This is a genomic window from Staphylococcus hominis subsp. hominis, assembly GCF_002901845.1.
Taxonomy (GTDB): domain Bacteria; phylum Bacillota; class Bacilli; order Staphylococcales; family Staphylococcaceae; genus Staphylococcus; species Staphylococcus hominis.
In genome coordinates this window covers 69507-87539 of the sequence record NZ_PPQE01000005.1, presented here as the reverse complement: position 1 = coordinate 87539, position 18033 = coordinate 69507, and the positions used below count along the sequence as shown (strand labels likewise).

General features: G+C 29.9%; 20 protein-coding genes and 1 pseudogene. 7 read left to right on the top strand and 14 right to left on the bottom strand.

All coding sequences use genetic code 11. The features are described from left to right. Positions 1–158 (top strand): annotated as a pseudogene (locus CD034_RS11330) (radical SAM/CxCxxxxC motif protein YfkAB); the annotation flags it as partial. A gap of 305 nt (positions 159–463) precedes the next feature. Here the strand turns inward: CD034_RS11330 and CD034_RS00795 are convergent. The 3 genes from CD034_RS00795 to CD034_RS00785 are packed head-to-tail and all read right to left on the bottom strand — an operon-like array spanning position 464 to position 2495. Next, complete coding sequence (locus tag CD034_RS00795; RefSeq protein ID WP_002450051.1) at positions 464–997, bottom strand: acyl-CoA thioesterase; 534 nt, start codon at positions 995–997, stop codon at positions 464–466. A gap of 32 nt (positions 998–1029) precedes the next feature. Then, positions 1030–2277 carry an aminopeptidase gene (locus CD034_RS00790; protein WP_103288029.1) on the bottom strand — a complete coding sequence of 416 codons (1248 nt, stop codon included), beginning with the start codon at positions 2275–2277 and terminating at the stop codon, positions 1030–1032. Between the two features lie 11 nt (positions 2278–2288). After that, positions 2289–2495 (bottom strand): DUF1128 domain-containing protein, encoded by a 207-nt coding sequence (locus CD034_RS00785; RefSeq protein WP_002450082.1) that lies wholly within the window; start codon positions 2493–2495, stop codon positions 2289–2291. 141 nt (positions 2496–2636) lie between these two features. On the opposite strand from CD034_RS00785, the gene CD034_RS00780 reads away from it, so the two are divergent. From CD034_RS00780 to CD034_RS00770, 3 genes are all read left to right on the top strand, one after another. Beyond that, on the top strand, positions 2637–3101 hold the full coding sequence (locus CD034_RS00780; RefSeq protein WP_002455129.1) for a low molecular weight protein-tyrosine-phosphatase: 465 nt from the start codon (positions 2637–2639) through the stop codon (positions 3099–3101). Between the two features lie 5 nt (positions 3102–3106). Continuing rightward, entirely contained in the window at positions 3107–3388 is a 282-nt protein-coding gene (locus CD034_RS00775) for a hypothetical protein (protein WP_002450075.1), read from the top strand. A 91-nt stretch (positions 3389–3479) separates the two neighbouring features. Continuing rightward, complete coding sequence (locus CD034_RS00770) at positions 3480–4688, top strand: YihY/virulence factor BrkB family protein (RefSeq protein ID WP_002455128.1); 1209 nt, start codon at positions 3480–3482, stop codon at positions 4686–4688. Positions 4689–4767: 79 nt separating this feature from the next. Here CD034_RS00770 and vraR read toward each other — a convergent pair whose 3' ends face one another. The 4 genes from vraR to CD034_RS00750 are packed head-to-tail and all read right to left on the bottom strand — an operon-like array spanning position 4768 to position 7538. Beyond that, the gene (gene vraR, locus CD034_RS00765) at positions 4768–5397 is read right to left on the bottom strand and encodes a response regulator transcription factor VraR (protein WP_002450048.1); all 630 of its coding nucleotides are present in this window, start codon (positions 5395–5397) and stop codon (positions 4768–4770) included. 1 nt (position 5398) lies between these two features. Further along, positions 5399–6433, bottom strand: a complete 1035-nt coding sequence (gene vraS / locus CD034_RS00760) for a sensor histidine kinase VraS (RefSeq protein ID WP_002450020.1) — start codon at positions 6431–6433, stop codon at positions 5399–5401. Then, positions 6430–7131 carry a cell wall-active antibiotics response protein VraT gene (vraT, locus tag CD034_RS00755; RefSeq protein ID WP_002450089.1) on the bottom strand — a complete coding sequence of 234 codons (702 nt, stop codon included), beginning with the start codon at positions 7129–7131 and terminating at the stop codon, positions 6430–6432. Before vraT ends, vraS begins: the two co-directional genes overlap by 4 nt. 20 nt (positions 7132–7151) lie before the next feature. After that, complete coding sequence (locus CD034_RS00750; protein ID WP_002455127.1) at positions 7152–7538, bottom strand: hypothetical protein; 387 nt, start codon at positions 7536–7538, stop codon at positions 7152–7154. Positions 7539–7765: 227 nt separating this feature from the next. Here CD034_RS00750 and CD034_RS00745 point away from each other — a divergent pair, with 227 nt between their 5' ends. Beyond that, positions 7766–8776, top strand: coding sequence for a HoxN/HupN/NixA family nickel/cobalt transporter (locus tag CD034_RS00745; protein WP_002455126.1), 1011 nt, complete (start codon positions 7766–7768; stop codon positions 8774–8776). Positions 8777–8824: 48 nt separating this feature from the next. Here the strand turns inward: CD034_RS00745 and map are convergent, their stop codons facing one another. After that, positions 8825–9577: a type I methionyl aminopeptidase gene (gene map, locus CD034_RS00740; RefSeq protein WP_002455125.1), complete on the bottom strand. Its 753-nt coding sequence runs from the start codon at positions 9575–9577 to the stop codon at positions 8825–8827. Positions 9578–9750: 173 nt separating this feature from the next. Here map and CD034_RS00735 point away from each other — a divergent pair, with 173 nt between their 5' ends. Beyond that, a complete protein-coding gene (locus CD034_RS00735) occupies positions 9751–10740 on the top strand; it encodes an FUSC family protein (RefSeq protein WP_049438092.1) in 990 nt (329 codons plus the stop codon). A gap of 44 nt (positions 10741–10784) precedes the next feature. Here CD034_RS00735 and gatD read toward each other — a convergent pair whose 3' ends face one another. After that, positions 10785–11501 (bottom strand): lipid II isoglutaminyl synthase subunit GatD, encoded by a 717-nt coding sequence (gene gatD / locus CD034_RS00730; RefSeq protein WP_103288028.1) that lies wholly within the window; start codon positions 11499–11501, stop codon positions 10785–10787. Positions 11502–11503: 2 nt separating this feature from the next. Continuing rightward, positions 11504–12814: a lipid II isoglutaminyl synthase subunit MurT gene (murT, locus tag CD034_RS00725; protein WP_002455123.1), complete on the bottom strand. Its 1311-nt coding sequence runs from the start codon at positions 12812–12814 to the stop codon at positions 11504–11506. Between the two features lie 241 nt (positions 12815–13055). Here murT and CD034_RS00720 point away from each other — a divergent pair, with 241 nt between their 5' ends. Then, entirely contained in the window at positions 13056–13613 is a 558-nt protein-coding gene (locus CD034_RS00720; RefSeq protein WP_002450022.1) for a 3'-5' exonuclease, read from the top strand. A gap of 27 nt (positions 13614–13640) precedes the next feature. Here the strand turns inward: CD034_RS00720 and dinB are convergent, their stop codons facing one another. The 4 genes from dinB to CD034_RS00700 all read right to left on the bottom strand — a co-directional run bounded on the left by dinB (position 13641) and on the right by CD034_RS00700 (position 17918). Continuing rightward, the gene (dinB, locus tag CD034_RS00715; protein ID WP_002455122.1) at positions 13641–14711 is read right to left on the bottom strand and encodes a DNA polymerase IV; all 1071 of its coding nucleotides are present in this window, start codon (positions 14709–14711) and stop codon (positions 13641–13643) included. A gap of 108 nt (positions 14712–14819) precedes the next feature. Further along, positions 14820–15368, bottom strand: a complete 549-nt coding sequence (locus CD034_RS00710; RefSeq protein WP_002455121.1) for a DUF3267 domain-containing protein — start codon at positions 15366–15368, stop codon at positions 14820–14822. 136 nt (positions 15369–15504) lie between these two features. After that, positions 15505–16866 carry a 23S rRNA (uracil(1939)-C(5))-methyltransferase RlmD gene (gene rlmD / locus CD034_RS00705; protein ID WP_172457928.1) on the bottom strand — a complete coding sequence of 454 codons (1362 nt, stop codon included), beginning with the start codon at positions 16864–16866 and terminating at the stop codon, positions 15505–15507. A gap of 134 nt (positions 16867–17000) precedes the next feature. Beyond that, positions 17001–17918 (bottom strand): diacylglycerol kinase, encoded by a 918-nt coding sequence (locus CD034_RS00700; protein WP_002455119.1) that lies wholly within the window; start codon positions 17916–17918, stop codon positions 17001–17003. Between the last annotated feature and the right edge of the window lie 115 nt (positions 17919–18033).

Below are 18033 nucleotides of genomic sequence, written 5' to 3'. Positions count from 1 at the left end.
TTGCTTGGTTATCAACAGATTTAGCAAAATCTTTAAATTGTCATTGTGAAGCTTTCCAATGTTTAGGACCAAATGTATTAGTTAAAAATATGTATTATCCAAATACAAACTTTAGAGAAAATGAAATCGCAATGCACACTGAACATAGTTTTCAATAAAATTAAAAGAAACTGGGACATAATTCCTAGCAAAATAGCCAGTAAATGAGTTTATTATAAATTCATTTACTGGCTTCTTTCTTTATAATATTGCGTATTGTTGGCTCGCTTTCTTAGGGGATAGCTTCAGCCTGTAGTCTTCAGCTTATCCTATTGTCTCAAGAGTCTCGCCAAAATACTTTGTATTTATATGTAATTTTACATTGAAATATTTTTTTAAAAAAACAAGACTCTAAGGCTCTTTCGTATCATTTAATGCCAATACATATAATTTATATCATATGTATTGACATTTATTATAAATCCTAAATATTTTCTATGTGCTGTACTTCAGATAAAAATTCAATCGTTCTTTTACTGTCTTCGCGTCGTTCTTTTCTTCGTTGAACACGTTTTGGTGCCCCTTCATAGAACCACTTTTCTATTTTTGTTTCAGGGTACACCTTAGGAATACGTGTTGGTTTTCCATTTTCATCTAGGGCAACAAATGTTAAAAAGCTCAATGCTGCTAAATGCCTTTCCTTATTTAGCACATCTTCAATAATAATTTGCACACAAATTTCCATTGAACTTGATCCTGCATAACTTACCATTGCTTCATAAGACGTAATATCCCCTGTTTTTATAGGCCTTAAAAAATCCACCGAGTCGGTAGAAGCAGTAACCACTTGTGCATTCGCATGTTTCATAGCTGTAATTGCAGCTATTTCATCAATATTAGCCATCAATGATCCACCAAACATTGTATGGTGATGGTTAGTATCTTGAGGAAATACTTGTCGTGTTTTAATACTTTTTGATTCAGACATAGATTTTTTATTAACTTGAGAATTTGACATACTTTATTTCTCCTATTCCTAATTTAAATGAGTCATTGTGCCCAATTCCCATTTTCGAAAACTAATTCTTTAGAGCCGTCTTGTAAAATACCATATATCGTTAGATCTGAACTTCCAATCATAAAATCCACATGAACATTAGAATCATTTAACCCACTTGCTATTTTTTCTTCAGTAGACATTTCTGTGCCACCTTTAATATTAAACCCGTAGGCTGAACCAATAGCAAGATGACAAGATGCATTTTCATCAAATAGAGTATTATAAAAGATAGTATTACGATTTGAAATTGGCGAATCATCTGGAACTAGAGCAACTTCTCCTAATCGCTTAGAGCCTTCATCTGTGCTAATTAAATCTTTTAAAACTTCTTCACCCTTTTCTGCTTTAACATCGATAATTTCACCATTTTTAAATGTTAAAGTGAATCCATCAATAATATTACCATTATAACTTAATGGTAATTTATTAGTTACATAGCCATCTACATGATTTCTATCTGGTGCAGTAAATACTTCTTCCGTTGGGATATTAGCAATAAATGGTTGTTGATTTCCATTTACATAGCTTGTTGCATCTTCCCAAATATGTCCTTTTGGTAGTCCTACTGTTAAATCAGTGTCTTCAGACATATAATGTAATGCCTTATAATTTTTTTCTTGAAGTTTATTTGCATGTACACTTAGAGATTTCACATGTTGCTCCCAATTTGTTATTGGGTCATTTCCATCCACACGTACAATTTCGAATACTTCATCGATAAATTGACTGTATGCTTCTTCTTCAGGCAAATTAGGATATACACGTTTTGCCCATGCTTTAGATGGAAATGCAGCTACTACCCATGGAAATGCATTTTTTTGGCTACCTTCCATATACCCTTTGAATGCTTGTCCATAATTAAACTGAGACGCTTTTAATTTTTCTGCATCAATGCCATTTAATAAATATGGATCACCGGAAATAAGTGCTAAATTCGCTGCTCCTCTACGAGCATAATCCATACGCTCTTCAACATCATAAGCTTTAACAGCATGATTTTCAAAATAATCAACAGCTTCATTTTCATATTTTAAGCGTTCTAAAATAGGATCTGTATATACCACTCTTACATCTGAAGCGCCTTCTTGATAGGCTACTTCGACAATTAAGCGCGTTAAATCTATAGTTTCTACAGATGTTCTGATAAATACAGGCTGATTTTGTTGAACGTTCATACCTACTTTTACTAATAATTCTGCATATTGTTTTAATTTGTCTTGATAATCTTGATTGGCCATTTAAATTCTCCTTACTCGTGACGTAAATTACCTAATTCATCAGCAATTGCTGTAATTTCACTTGGTGAAAATGAATCTTTAGACATAACAAAATCATGAATATCTTTAATATCCTTTGTATCTGTATCTTTAAATTTTTCTGGATTAATTAAAGATTGATTTACAATATTTAATTTTTTTCGAATATTTTTAATCATTTGTTCATTATTCTGTGCCATTTGTTTCACCTCTTTATTATCATATTTTATCAAAGTATAAAAATTTATTAAACTTTTATAGAAATTAGTAAAATTATGACTTTATAAATGTTAAAAATAACTATAAAATAGTTTATATATTAAAGTTTGGAGGAGTACAAGATGATAGATGTAGCTTTTGTATGTCTTGGAAATATTTGTCGTTCTACAATGGCTGAAGCAATCATGCGTCAACGATTAAAAGAACGCGGTATTTCTGATGTTATTGTACATTCTAGGGGTACTGGACGTTGGAATTTAGGTGAACCTCCTCATCAAGGTACTCAAAAAATTCTGAAACAACACCATATACCTTTTGATGGTATTGTTAGTGAATTATTTGAACCGGATGATGATTTTGATTATATTATCGCTATGGACCAAAGTAATGTGGATAATATTAAATCAATTAATCCCAATCTTAAAGGTCAATTGTTCAAATTGCTAGAATTTAGTAACATGGAAGAGACTGATGTGCCTGATCCTTATTACACAAATAATTTTGAAGGTGTATATGACATGGTACAATCATCTTGTGACAATTTAATAGATTTCATCGTTAAAGATGCTAATTTGAAAGAGGGGTAACTAAAATGGAAAACAAATTTGTTCCAGGTATTATTATTGGTGCTATCGTTGGTGGAGCTGCTACTTTAGCAGATAAATCAACACGCAATGCATTAGTACAATCATTCAAAGACATTAAAGAAGGTAATCGTTCTCGTAAACCTTCTAAAATTACTTCAATTAAAAATGAAGTATTGTATTGGAAAGATACGATCGAAGAAATTCGTCGTAATAATCCAGAATTAGAAAAATCAATTAAAGATGCTAAAGATACATTTGTAAATCGTAAAAACAATCGTCTTAGCTAATCAAATATAATTGACAGAAAATAAAGGCAAAATTCCTTTTTACTTAGGTAGTTTTGCCTTTATTTTAGAATTAATTTTTAAGGAGACGTCTATGTCAAAAAAAAATCAATCAAACTCTAAGTACCTTAACTCTATTAAGGAAAAAGAGACAGAAAATAAAGAGAAAATAAAGGTTGATCGTACATACGTAGAACCTCAGGAATTTCAATCAAAGAAGCCTAAAAAAGATAAACAAGTTTTTTTCGTTTCTAGATTGAATAAACCTGCAAAATACACTAAAAATTCTAATTTTTTATCTTATCTTATTTATCGTATTGGTAAAGATGATGCTTCAGGTTTAGCGGCTCAAATGACGTATCACTTTGTATTAGCTTTATTCCCAATGTTAATCTTTTTATTAACTTTATTACCATTATTCCAAATTGATCCTCAGCAAATTAAAGACTTAGTTAGTCAAAATGCTCCTGCCGAGACTGCTGACGTTGTTACTAAAATTTTTAAAGATATTACAAGTAACTCTAGTGGTAGCTTATTATCAGTTGGTTTGATTTTAGCTATTTGGTCAGCATCAAATGGTATGACAGCAATTATGAATTCATTCAATGTTGCTTATGACGTTGAAGATGCTCGTAATCCTATTGTTCTTAAATTATTAAGCATTTTGTTTACAATTGTTATGGCTATTGTATTAGCTATAGCTCTAACATTACCTACATTTGGTAATTTTATTAAAGATCATCTATTTGGTCCGTTAGGTTTAGATCAACAAGTCGCTTGGATATTTGATTTAGTGCGTATATTGTTACCACTTATTGTTATTATTATTTTATTCTTAACATTATATTCAGTAGCACCTAACGTTAAAACTAAGTTTAAATCTGTATATCCTGGCGCAATCTTTACTTCTATTGTATGGTTATTAGGATCATTTGCATTTGGTTGGTATTTATCTAACTTTGGCAACTATTCTAAAACATATGGTAGTCTTGCTGGAATCATCATTTTATTACTATGGATTTATATTACATGTTTTATTATTATTATTGGTGCTGAAATTAATGCAGTTATCCACCAAAGACATGTTATTAAAGGTTCTACACCTGAAGAAGCTGCCTTAAAACATGATGATAATAATGAAAATCACTACAATGAAAATACAAAATATGAATACGATTCTACAGCATCATCTAAATATGAAAAAAATTATGATGTGGATCCTACACCAAATGATAAACATAGTGAACAAGAATCTTTTGTTGATAAAATTAAAGATAAATTTGATAAAGATAATAATAAATAGCTATAGAAAAGAAAATATCTAACGAAAAAACTCCTTATGAGATAGTCATTTTTAGACCTCTTTATAAGGAGCTTTTTTATTATTGAATTAAATTATGTTGGAATGCATAAATAACCGCTTGTGTTCTATCTTGTACCTCTAGTTTACTTAAAATATTACTCACATGTGTTTTTACTGTTTTAATTGTAATATGTGAAGCACTGGCAATTTCTTGATTAGAATAGCCTTTAGCAATTAATAACAATATTTCCATTTCACGTTCAGTGAGCATTTCATATAATTCTGCTTTCTTCTTCATTCTATTTCTCATTTTTACTAAAACTTCTGGCTCAAATACAGATTCTCCACGATATGTTTTTCTAACTGCTTCTGCAATATCACTTGCACTTGTCGTTTTTAATATATAACTATCAACCCCTGCATCAAGTGCCCTATATACTTCTTTATCTTCTATAAAACTTGTTAACATGACTACTTTGATGTGAGGCAAATCTTTTTTTATTTGTGTCGTCGCTTCTACACCGTCCATATCATTCATTAACAAATCCATTAAAATTAAATCAGGATTTAACGTATGTGCTTTTTCGATTGCCTCTTTTCCTGATGATCCTTCCCCTACTACTTCAATATCAGATTGAGTAGATAAATAACTTGAAATACCAATTCTAACCATTTCATGATCATCTACAAATAATACTTTAATCGTCATATTAACCCTCCTCTTTCGTTAAAGGTGCTTTTACCTCTATTCTAGTTCCTGAATCTGGTAAAGATACGATATGAAACGTTGCACCTATTTCTAATGCACGTTCTCTCATATTTTTCAATCCATAACTTTGTTCTACTTTTTCATCTACGTTAAAACCTTTACCATTATCCTGAATTCTTAATAATAAATAATCTTGATGATTAAATAATTCTACTGTCACTTTAGTTCCATTAGAATGTCTTAATGTATTTGAAATTGCCTCTTGTGTAATTCGAAATAGATGATCTTCAATTCCTTTAGGAACTTTAAAATCTTGTATATCATAAATGACTTTCATAGGTACTTTCTTTTGTAAATCAATGACTAAATCTTTAATACCTTCCCCTAATGATTTATCTTTGAGTCCTAAAGGTCGCAAATGTAGTAATAGCGCTCGCATCTCTAATTGAGATTCTTGTATCATTTTCTCAAGTACTGGAATTTGTTGATTAAGAGGTGGTGCTAGTTCTGTTTCTTTTATCGCTGATAGCATCATACTTGCTGCGAAAAGTTGTTGACTTACTGAATCGTGTAGTTCCCTTGCTAAACGCTGACGCTCATCTTCTATGATTTTTTTAACTTTAATGTCATTCATATTATAGTTTTCATTTGTTAAATTTTGAGTTTTAATTCTTAATCTCTGTAATTCTTGATTTAAAGGCACTAACATTTGATAAATATCAATTGTCTCATTATATAGTTCTATATTTTTATCATTAATCCCTACCGTTTCGCCTTCAATGGCATGTTCAATTTGATTCTTTATCCAATCATTTTGCTGATTTATTTTATAAGCTAATACAGAGCCAACGATAATACAAAGTAAAATAATCACTAAATTAAGAAATAGAAACACAGGTATACCAAATATTTGAGTATAGAACATTCCTTGAAAATATATAATATTTACAAAAACTTTATCTATAAATAAAAACGCAGTTAGCATGCTATACACTAAAATAAGCATGGATCCTATTGCTCTTAAATAGTGATTCATCGATAAATCACCTCAACATCACCAATAAATGTTGATACATATATATTTACACTATAATTTTCTTCTTTAGGTTTTTCTTCTACTTGGACATGATTATTTTCTACTTTATATGCTTCTCCATTTATATAAGCTGTACCATAAAATGCTGCCATGTGAAGATTAATATTATAATTAACTGGAACAATCAGTTGTACTTTACCTAAAATATGTCTAACTACAATCGTATTATTTTCTTTGATATTTGCTGCTTTTGTCATATCAATATGAATATCTCCAACCCCATGTTGAATTTGCACATCTTCCCATTTATATACATATACTGGAGTGCGTTGTTCACCTAGCCAACGTTGTTTAATAAATTGAGGAGAGGTCACTTCTTCTTCCGACGCCGCAATCTTCAAAGGTTTAAATTTAAAAACTAAGTATCTAATAATGATTATTACTAAAAATATAAATAAAATAATAATCGTATATTTGTTGGATAACAAGGTAAACGCTATGAGTAGTGCTCCTATCCAAAACGCTAATAACCCTCTTACTTTATGAAAGTAAAGGTATCCTACATAAATTAATATACACCCTAATAATAAAATAAATAAATATCCAATTTTTTCAAAAAAGATGTAATAAAAGTTAGCGATAATCATTAGCGCTGTAAAAATAATTAATAATTCAGTAGATATATATTTACGTGTCAATGTGTCCCTCCTGATTTTAATTAAGCTACATAACTCATTTGTTCAATCATTGCATATTGTTCTTCTGTAGCAATTCGTTCTTTCGTACAACGATGAATATTAGCTTCAATTTTTGCATAGTATGCTTCAAATTTATCTAAACGTTGTTTTAATAAATCTATTTCATAATTATGGACTTCTTGCGCATTTTTTATATTATACATATTTATCATATCAATATACTTATTTTCTAGTGTAGCAGATAAACTGTCAATTAATGTATTCATTTTTGCTTTTTTATTTTTTAAATATTTTATATATCGCTCCATATTTTGAAGCTTATCATCTAATAATGAGCGATAATCATTGATATTATTTTTTATAATTATTTTTAAAAAGTGTTGTAAATATAAATCTAAATAATTCATAGAACCACCTCGTTGTTGATTAAACTTTATTATAAATGAGTTTAATCTTACTTAATATAGTCCTAGGAACCATTTTCTTCTCATACTTAAGTACGATTAATTTTAATTTATTGAAGAATATGCTATAAATAAATAGCGCTAAATTAAATTTATAGTTAAATCAATTCATTATTCATCAAAATTAGCATATAATAATGTATATTTAGTTAGAAAGTAGGTCATATGAGTTGAATACAATTAAAAAGAGAGATTTAAGTTGGCTTCCATATATTGTAATAGTTATTTTACTTCACATTATCGGCTTTAGTTTTTTATTTATTGCTAATACTAATCATTTATTATTTGGTATGGGAATTTTAGCATATACTCTTGGATTGCGTCATGCTTTCGATGCAGATCATATTGCTGCTATTGATAATACAGTCCGCAAGTTACTTCAACAAAAACGAAATCCTGTTGGAGTTGGGTTTTACTTCTCTATAGGTCACTCAACTGTTGTGTTTTTAATGTCTGTTCTTCTAGGAATTTCAGTAAAATGGGCTAAAGATGAACTTCCATATTTTCAAAATATAGGCGGTATTATAGGGACATTAGTGTCTGGATTCTTTTTACTTCTTATTGGAATATTAAATTTATTTATTCTAATTTCATTAATAAAGCTTTTTGCTCGATTACGTAATGAACATATACGAGAAGAAGAATTAGATGCACTATTGGAATCACGTGGTTTTATTACTCGCTTTATTGCTCCTTATTTTAAATTGATTAGCCGTAGTTGGCATGTCTTACCTTTAGGTTTCTTATTTGGTTTAGGTTTTGATACTGCAAGTGAAATCGCTCTTCTTGCACTTTCATCAGGAGCTTCTCAACAATCCATTTCGTTTTTAGGCATTTTATCTCTGCCTATTTTATTTGCAGCAGGAATGAGCTTATTAGATACACTCGATGGCATTATTATGAAATCTGCCTATAATTGGGCTTTCTTTAATCCTATACGCAAAATTTACTACAATATTACAATTACAGCCATTTCAGTAATTGCGGCATTAATTATTGGATTAATTGAATTACTTCAAATTATGGAAGATAAACTTCACCTTAAAGGTACGTTTTGGAATATAATTCAGTCGATTCAATTTGATTATTTAGGCTACATCTTGGTAGCTTTATTCTTAATTACATGGCTTATTTCTACACTTATTTGGAAATTTGGCAAAGTAGAACAACGTTGGTCATAAAAAGAAGTTGGATAGAATTCAAAACGAATTCTATCCAACTCTTTTTTCTTAATCAATTTTTGTTGTTAGAATCGGACCGTCTTTAGTAACAATGACAGTATGTTCAATTTGAGCTACAAAACTTTTATCTTTAGTTTCAAATGCCCAATCGTTTTTACCTTCAGTAACAAAAGTTGCTTTAGACGAAATAAAAGGTTCTACTGCAATGACTACGCCTTCTTTTAAAAGCGTCTTATCTTTAGGATCATAATAATTCATAACATGACTTGGCGCTTCATGTAAAGATTGTCCTACACCATGACCTGTTAAATTCTTAATAACAGTTAAATCATTTTTACGTGCTGTAGCGTGGACTGCCTTACCAATGTTACTTAATTTTGTACCTGGTTTTACTTTAGCCATTGCTGCATCAAATGCTTCAAGTGCTACATCACATACTTTTTGTTTTAAAGGATTATCCGCTTCTCCTACTACAAAAGAAATGCCAGTATCTGCATAATATCCATTTTTTAATGCTGAAACATCTATATTAACTAAATCCCCTTCACGAATAACACGTTTGCCAGGTATGCCATGAGCTACTTCTTCATTAACACTAATACAAGTTTGACCTGGGAATTTTTCATCATGAATAGGTGCTGAGATTGCACCATGTTCTTCAAATAATTCTTTAGCGATATTATCTAATTCTTTTGTAGTAATACCAGGTTTAGTTGCTTCTTGCATTGTATCTCGCACTTTCGCACATATATATCCTATTTCTTTTAACGCTTGTAATTCTTCATCTGTTTTTACAATCATATTATCCCGTTCCTTTTTAAAAAATATTCCACCTTATTATACCAAAAATTTTTTGATATACTAAATAAGAAATGTACTATCTACTGACTTGATGTCTCACTACATCAAGCTTGATATTAAACTTATTCTAACATTATAATCATCACGTTCATTCTTTGAGAGGATTTAACAATATGAATCAATGGTATAAACATATTATAGGCGCTAGAACAATAAAAACGGGGCTAGCTACTTTTCTAACAACTTTATTTTGTTTACTATTAAACTTAACTCCTATATTTGCTATTTTAACAGCAATTGTTTCGATTGAACCAACTGCTAAAGCTTCTTTACGAAAAGGTTATCGTCGACTTCCTGCTACTGTCATAGGTGCATTATTTGCAGTTATTTTTACGTATATCTTCGGCGATCAATCTCCATTTACTTACACCTTTAGTGCTATTTTCACTATTTTAGCGTGTACGAAATTAAATCTCCAAGTTGGTACAACTGTTGCAGTATTAACTTCAGTTGCTATGATACCTGGTATTCATGAAGCCTATCTTTTTAATTTTTTCTCAAGACTCTTAACAGCTTTAATTGGCCTAGTAACTGCTGGATTAGTAAATTTTTTCGTATTACCGCCTAAATATTATCATCAAATCGAAGAGAACTTAATTCATTCAGAAAATAAATTGTATGAACTATTCGCTTCTAGATGTCATGAATTATTATTAGGAAAATTTGATTCAGATAATAGTAATATTTCATTAGCAACCTTATCTGATATGAATAAAAAAACAGATACTTTAATGAATTATCAACGAGATGAATTACGCTATCATAAAAATAACGAAGATAAATGGAAACAATTAAAAAACATGTCAAATAGAGCATATATTGATAGACTTCTTGCTACACATTTATCAAATATTATTTATTTACCAAAAAACGTAAATATTTGTTTTACTACTGAGGAAAAAATGGCAATTATAAAAATTAGTAATAGTATCAACAATATTCCTTTAGATGGAGTTTTTAAAAGAGAATCTAAGTCTGTATCTACTTTAAAATCATCAGTCAAAATATTAGAAGAATTCGATAAGAATCAAATTAAGAGTCATGTTATTTATGAAATTTTACTTATCTATAATTTACTAGATAATCGATTTGTTAAAGCATAAAAAAGTTGGATGAATTGAAATAATTCAATTCATCCAACGTTTTTTTATTTTTCTGAACGTTCAATAATAACATATTTCGCAGCTTCTTCTTCAGTATTATCTAACTGTTTAGGTGTAAATGGAATCCCTTTACGTTCACATGCCTTCTCTAATAAATAATCAGTAAGTTCATGATTTTTCGGTAATATAGGGCCATGCAGGTAAGTTCCTAATAAGTTTTTATAATGAATACCTTCTTTTTTATCATCATCATTATTTCCATACCCTGTTACTACATGCCCCAATGTATCAAAATTATGATATGTACGACCACCGTGATTTTCAAAACCTACTATTGTTCCAAATGTATCACTTTTAATTACGATATCCCCTGTTAAACGATCTGTTTTTGATTTTGTATAAAAGTCCAAAATTCCAAGTCCTTCTAACTCTGTACCATCAGGGGTAATATATTTAGTACCTAAAAATTGATATCCACCACAAATGGTTAAACCTGGCATTCCATCTTCTATTGCATCTTTTAATATTGTTTTAATTTCACTTAACTCTTTAGTAGCGATACTTTGTTCTCTATCACTACCCCCACCAATAAAGAAAATATCGCAATTTTCTAATGTAACTCCCTCAGTTTCATTAATTTCGATAACTTTTAAATTAATATTGCGTTTTTTTGCTCTCTGTTTTAAAGCAATAATATTTCCTATATCACTATATAAATTTAATTTGTCCGACATAAAATGAAAAACTGTTAATTCGTACATATCTAACGTCCTCCTGCAAATGAGCGATTAAGTTGTTCTAACATAGGTGAAAGTGACGTATAATTTGGAATCGCTACTGTAAAGCCTGCATAATTCATAGTTAAAGCTGTAGCTTTATAAATATCTTTCTCTAAAATAATTGGAACATCTACTTCAGCTAATTTCAGTCTAAGTTGTAATTCTTCTGCTCTTGTACCCGTTACAATAATTTTTTCTATATTTTGATTACGTAACTTTTCAAAATCTGCATCGTAAATCCAAGATGTATCTCTGCCATCAGCTGCATTATCATTCAGACTGATAACATATACTTTTTTTTCTTTAAGTTGATCTCCGACTGATAGACTCACATTCATGCCAGCAGGATTTTTAGCTAAATTAATCATTGCTTCTTTTTGACCACGTTTAAAGTATTGCATTCGGCCATTATTTGAAGTGTATGTGTTAAATCCTTTACGAATTGCATCATTATTTAAGCCTAATTCTTTTAATACTGAATATGCAGCAAGTGCATTAAAAGCATTAAAATCACCAGCAATTTTCATTTCAAAGTGTGCATCGTTCACATCCATATCAATAAATGGCTGTACCTCAAATTGTGAAACCTCATATTTAGGTGTTTCACGCTTAAATCCACATTCACAATGATAATGTCCTAATTGATTATAATGGGTATAATCATAAGTTAATAATCTACCACAATTCGGACAATATTTACTTTCATTCATAGTACTTTGTTCAAATTCATGTGCATGAGCTTTCATTCCGTAATATACAATTGTATCACTCGCTATTTTCAAACGACTTACAAATGGATCATCGGCATTTAAAATTAATTTAATCCCTTTATTACTAATTGATTTTGCAATATTATTAACCATAATATCAATTTCACCAAATCGATCCATTTGGTCGCGAAAGAAATTAGTAAATACCATCATTGAAGGTGTAACTTCTTTTAATACTTTTGGAATTGAACCCTCATCAATTTCAATAACCGCTACTTTAATACCTTTTACATTTTTCATGATGAATGCCGAGGTAATTCCAGCAGCCATGTTAGCACCTTCATTATTATGTATAATTTCAATATTATTTGCTTTTAAAGTGTGCCCAATCAAATTGGAAGTTGTTGTTTTCCCATTTGTTCCACTGATAAAAACAATATCATCAACTTGTGAAGCTAACTTTCGTAAAATATTTTGATCTACTTTGCGAGCAATTTGACCTGGTAAATCAGTTCCTTTTTTTCCTGCTGCGATACTTATCTTGCGTGCTAATTTAGCCAAGTGTGTTGCTGTCCATTGTCTCATGTCTTTCCTCCTCGCATAATTCACTCGAGTAATTATACCATGTATCTAAAATAACAAAAAATATTCTCAATTAAAAGTAACTAAATACACTTCTAATTATAACTTTTTCACTTTAAATTCCGTATCTATTTTTTTACTTTGTTATTTATAGATTATGAAAAAAAGCAATTATTTATATTTAAACCGTACTTTCTGTTAAACTGTGAATAATTCAATTTAAGTATTTAGAAAGGAATATAGAATGGTTAAAAATTCATTTATAGCTTTGGATTTTGAAACTGCAAATAAAAAAAGAACAAGTATTTGTTCTGTTGGCATGGTAAAAGTAGTAGATAACGAAATAGTCGAAACGTTTTACACGCTTGTTAATCCTCATGACTATTTTTCAGAAACACATATTCATGTTCATGGTATTCATCCTAAGGACGTTAAAGATGCGCCAGATTTTAAAGAAGTCTTTCCATATATGTTGCAATTTATAAATCAATTACCCGTAGTGGCACATAATGCTGCTTTTGATATGGGTGTATTACATCAAAGCTTAAAACATTTAAACATAGCTGTTCCCTCACTTACCTATTTCTGCTCGTATCAACTTGCTAGACGTACGATCAAAGCTTATCGATATGGATTAAAACATCTAATGAACCATTACAACTTAAATTTTCATGGTCATCATGATGCCCTAAATGACGCAAAAGCTTGCGCAATGATTACTTATAGATTATTAAAACACTATGATAGCTTACAAAGTGTGCTTCAATTTCATGGTAAAAATTTAAAAGATAGAAATAGGTAATTTAAAACGTCTTATCTATCTCTATCTTTAAATGAAATCATAAATGGTCATATTTTGATATGTTGATTGCTCTAGATGACCTACTGTAACACCAATTAATCTGATAGGTACATCAGGGTCTTTTAATTCATGATATAAATCATAAGCTATATTATAAATATCGATGTCTTTACTTACCGCTTCTCTCAAACTTCTTTGTTTAGAATATGTTTCAAAGCGATGCGTTTTAATTTTGACAGTAACTGTTGTGCCAGACTTTTGCAATTGAGTTAATCGTTCAGATGTTTTACCAGAAAGTTCCCATATTTTTTGTAGAATCGCTTCATCATCATTAATATCTGTTGAAAAAGTACGTTCTGTTCCTACTGACTTACGAATCCTACTTGCCTTTACTTCACTATCATCAATTCCTCTTACTTTTTGATAAAGTCCTCGTCCTTTTTTTCCAAACCAGCGAATCAATTCAAATTCCGATTTGCTATATAAATCTTTACCAGTATAAATATCATGTTCATGCATGATTTTTTTAGAAGCTTTTCCAACGCCTGGAAAATCGCCTATATCTAAGTTCATTAATATGTCATGCACATTCTCATAATGAATAACCATCATTCCATTAGGCTTATTCATTCCACTAGCTAATTTAGCTAAATACTTATTATAAGAAACACCAGCAGAAGACGTTAAACCTGTTTTGTTAAAGATATCTTTACGTATGTTTGAAGCAATTTTTGATGCTGATCTATGTGGTTTAACTAAATGAGTAATATCTAAATATGCTTCATCTAGTGCTAAAGGTTCTACAATCTCAGTATACTGTTTAAAAATTTCCATTATCTTGCTTGAAACTTCACGATATACATCAAATCTTGCTCTAACATAGTACCCATTTGGACATAGTTTATGTGCTTGCGACATAGGCATTGCTGAATGAACACCATATTTACGTGCTTCATATGAAGCAGTTGAAACGACGCCTCGATGACTTGCTTTTCCACCTACAATGACAGGTTTTCCTTGTAATTTAGGATTATCTCTCATTTCTACCTGAGCGTAGAAACAATCCATATCAATATGAACGATTCTCCTTTCTGTCATTGTCTCACTCCTTTTTAAATAAAATAAGCCTCAATACTATTATACTGCACCCTAAAAGAAAACACTTTATAAATGCATTTATAATAATATTAAGACTTATGCAGATGTTTATTCATAGTCATTATTTATAGATATAGGCAAATGATGATACATAAAGATACCTTCATCAGTAGAACGAATATATTTAAATTTGTTAATAATTGTTATAGCTGTTAGATAAATATCAATCAAACAATACCCGATGTGTATGCTTGATATAAATATAATAGAAGAGTAAGCAAAGTGATAAAATGAAATCATTAACCCTATTGTAATGATCACTAATGGCGCAAGCATAACTGCACAAAATTGCCATTTATTAAAGTATTTAGATGACAAATAAATGAACAAAATTCCATTTTTATATTTAAGTTGTGGTTTCTGTCCTTTAGAAAAAATAAAAAATAAACATTTATGTATTAATTCGTGAATAATTAATACTCCAATAAAACCAAGTATTCCATAAATGACATTTGTCAAAAAACGTTGTTCAATAATATCAACATAATTAATTGCCCACTTATATGTAACTAAAATTGCAAATAACATCATAACAACTTGAATGGTAAGTAATTTTGATATTTTGATTCGATTGTGTGATAAATCAATTTTGTGCATCTGTCAACCTCCACCCATTTCGCTAAAACTCTTCCATAGTATACATGTAGAAGTGTTAGAATGAAAGCGATTATACATAACTTAAACCCTTTGTAATCTTATTTTAATAAACTTCTCCTCATTTACTTTAATTTAATTACAATGTTTTTCTTTCGAATAAGGCCACAGTTTCAATATGTGTTGTATGTGGAAACATATCGACTGGTGTTATTTCTTTTAAATAATATAGATTAGCTAAAAGCTGAGCATCTCTTTGTTGTGTTGAAGGATTACATGAAATATAGATAATACGCTTAGGGGCTAACTCTAATAATGTTTCTATAAAGACTTGATCGCATCCTTTTCGTGGAGGATCGACCATGATAACATCAGGTTCTATTCCTTTTTGTTTCCATTCAATTATCACTTCTTCTGCTTTACCACATTCGAACGTTGTATTATCAAAATGATTAATTAAAGCATTTTGCTTGGCATCTTGAATAGCAGATGGCACAATTTCGACACCATATACATGTTTAGCCACTGGTGCCATGTAAAGTCCAATCGTTCCTATGCCACAATATGTATCTAAAACAATTTCATTTCCACTTAATTGAGCATAGTCGATCGCTTTCTGATATAATTTTTCTGTTTGAACAGAATTAATTTGATAAAACGATTGATCACTAATTTCAAAAATAGTTTCACTTAACTGATCTGTAATTTTATCTTTTCCATATAAAGTCATCGATTGCTTACCCATTATGACATTTGAATGTGAATTATTAATATTTTGTTTAATACTTGTTATGTTAGGATATACCTCTGTTAGTCTATGTACTAGGGTTTCAGCTTCTTTAAATTTAGAACCATTTGTTACAAATATAATCATAACTTCATTTGTATAATGACTTGTTCGAATGACTACATGACGTAATAACCCTTTTTTATTTTTTTCATTATAAATGCTTACATTCAATTCATTTAACCACTGTTTTATATCATTCATTAGTTCTTGTTGTTTTTCATCTTGAATTAAACAACTATCCATATCAATGATGTCATGACTTCTTTGACGGTAATATCCCATTATCGTTTTATTATTTTTATCTTTACCTACAGGAAGCTGGGATTTATTTCTATATCGCCATGGATGGTCCATACCAATAGTATCGTGAATCACTGTTTCCTCTAATTTCGCCTTTTTATGAAATAAATTCACAACTTGTTGTTTTTTCATTTTTAGCTGAGATTCATAAGACATATGTTGTAACTGGCATCCTCCACATTTCTCATAATATATACAAGGAGGTATTACTCTTTGCTCACTTTGTTTTAGTACTTTTATTAGTTTACCAATAGCAAAGTTTTTCTTTACTTTAATTACCTTAAACTCTACTTCTTCATCAATTAACACATTAGGAACAAAGATAGGATAACGATCTAATTTAATCACACCATGTCCTTCATGCGTTAAATCTATCACTTTTCCTTTTATTACATCATTTTTATTAATCATCACAATTATTTTTCACTCCATATGAAAAAGAGGTACGTATAACTTCTTACCATTTCAAATCAGAAATTATAGATAACCTCTTTTTAACTTCTTATTTCATTTTCCCTAATCAGTTTAATTCTTAAATACGTTAATTATTTTTCTGATAGCTCATCATTATAAATATCTTTAGGTGTACAAACTTCAATATGCTGTTTTAAATTTAAAAAGTTTGCAGGTAATTTACCACCATATTCTCCATCTACATTTAATTGCATATCTGTAAATGATGAAATATTAATTGATTTTGCTTTTTTATATATTACTTTAGGATGTTTGGTATGTTCACCTCTAGAAGCTAATGTCATGATATGGCCTAATTCAGCTAAGTTTGCTTTCTCAACAATAATTAAAGTATAATACCCATCATCTAACTTAGCATCAGGTACAAGTTTTTCAAAGCCTGCCATTGAATTGGTAAGCCCTAGTAAGAATAACAACGCTTCCCCTTGGAATACTTCATTATCATATTCAATTCTCAAATCGACTGCCTTCATTTGCGGCAACATTTCGAAACCTTTTATATAATATGCAAAAGGCCCAACAATAGATTTTAAACGACTCGGTGTTTCATAGGATACTTGCGTGAGCTTACCTCCAGCAGCTAAATTTATAAAATATCGGTTATTCATTTTTCCGATATCTACTTTTGTCGTATGACCTTTAATAATAACATCTACTGCACCCATAATATCATTTGGTAAATGTAAAGCTCGTCCAAAATCATTCACTGTACCCATAGGTATAATACCTAATTTAGGTCTATTGGGTTGTTCAGCAATTCCATTTACAACTTCATTTAAAGTGCCATCACCACCAGCGGCTATAATAATATCATAGTTTTGTTCAAGTGCACGTTCCGCTTCAAGTGTAGCATCTCCTTCTCGTTCAGTTGCATAAGCACTTGTTTCATAACCTGCACGTTCTAATTTTATTAAAACATCTGGTAAAGTACGTTTAAATAGCTCCTTTCCAGAAGTTGGATTATAAATGATTCTTGCTCGTTTTCTCATAAGTGATCCCTCTACTTTTTTTTACATAACACTATATTAAATGATTTATGAATGAGTTAAAAGTATTTATACCAATTCTTTTAAATTTTTGTGGGTATCATTTTGTTGTACAATT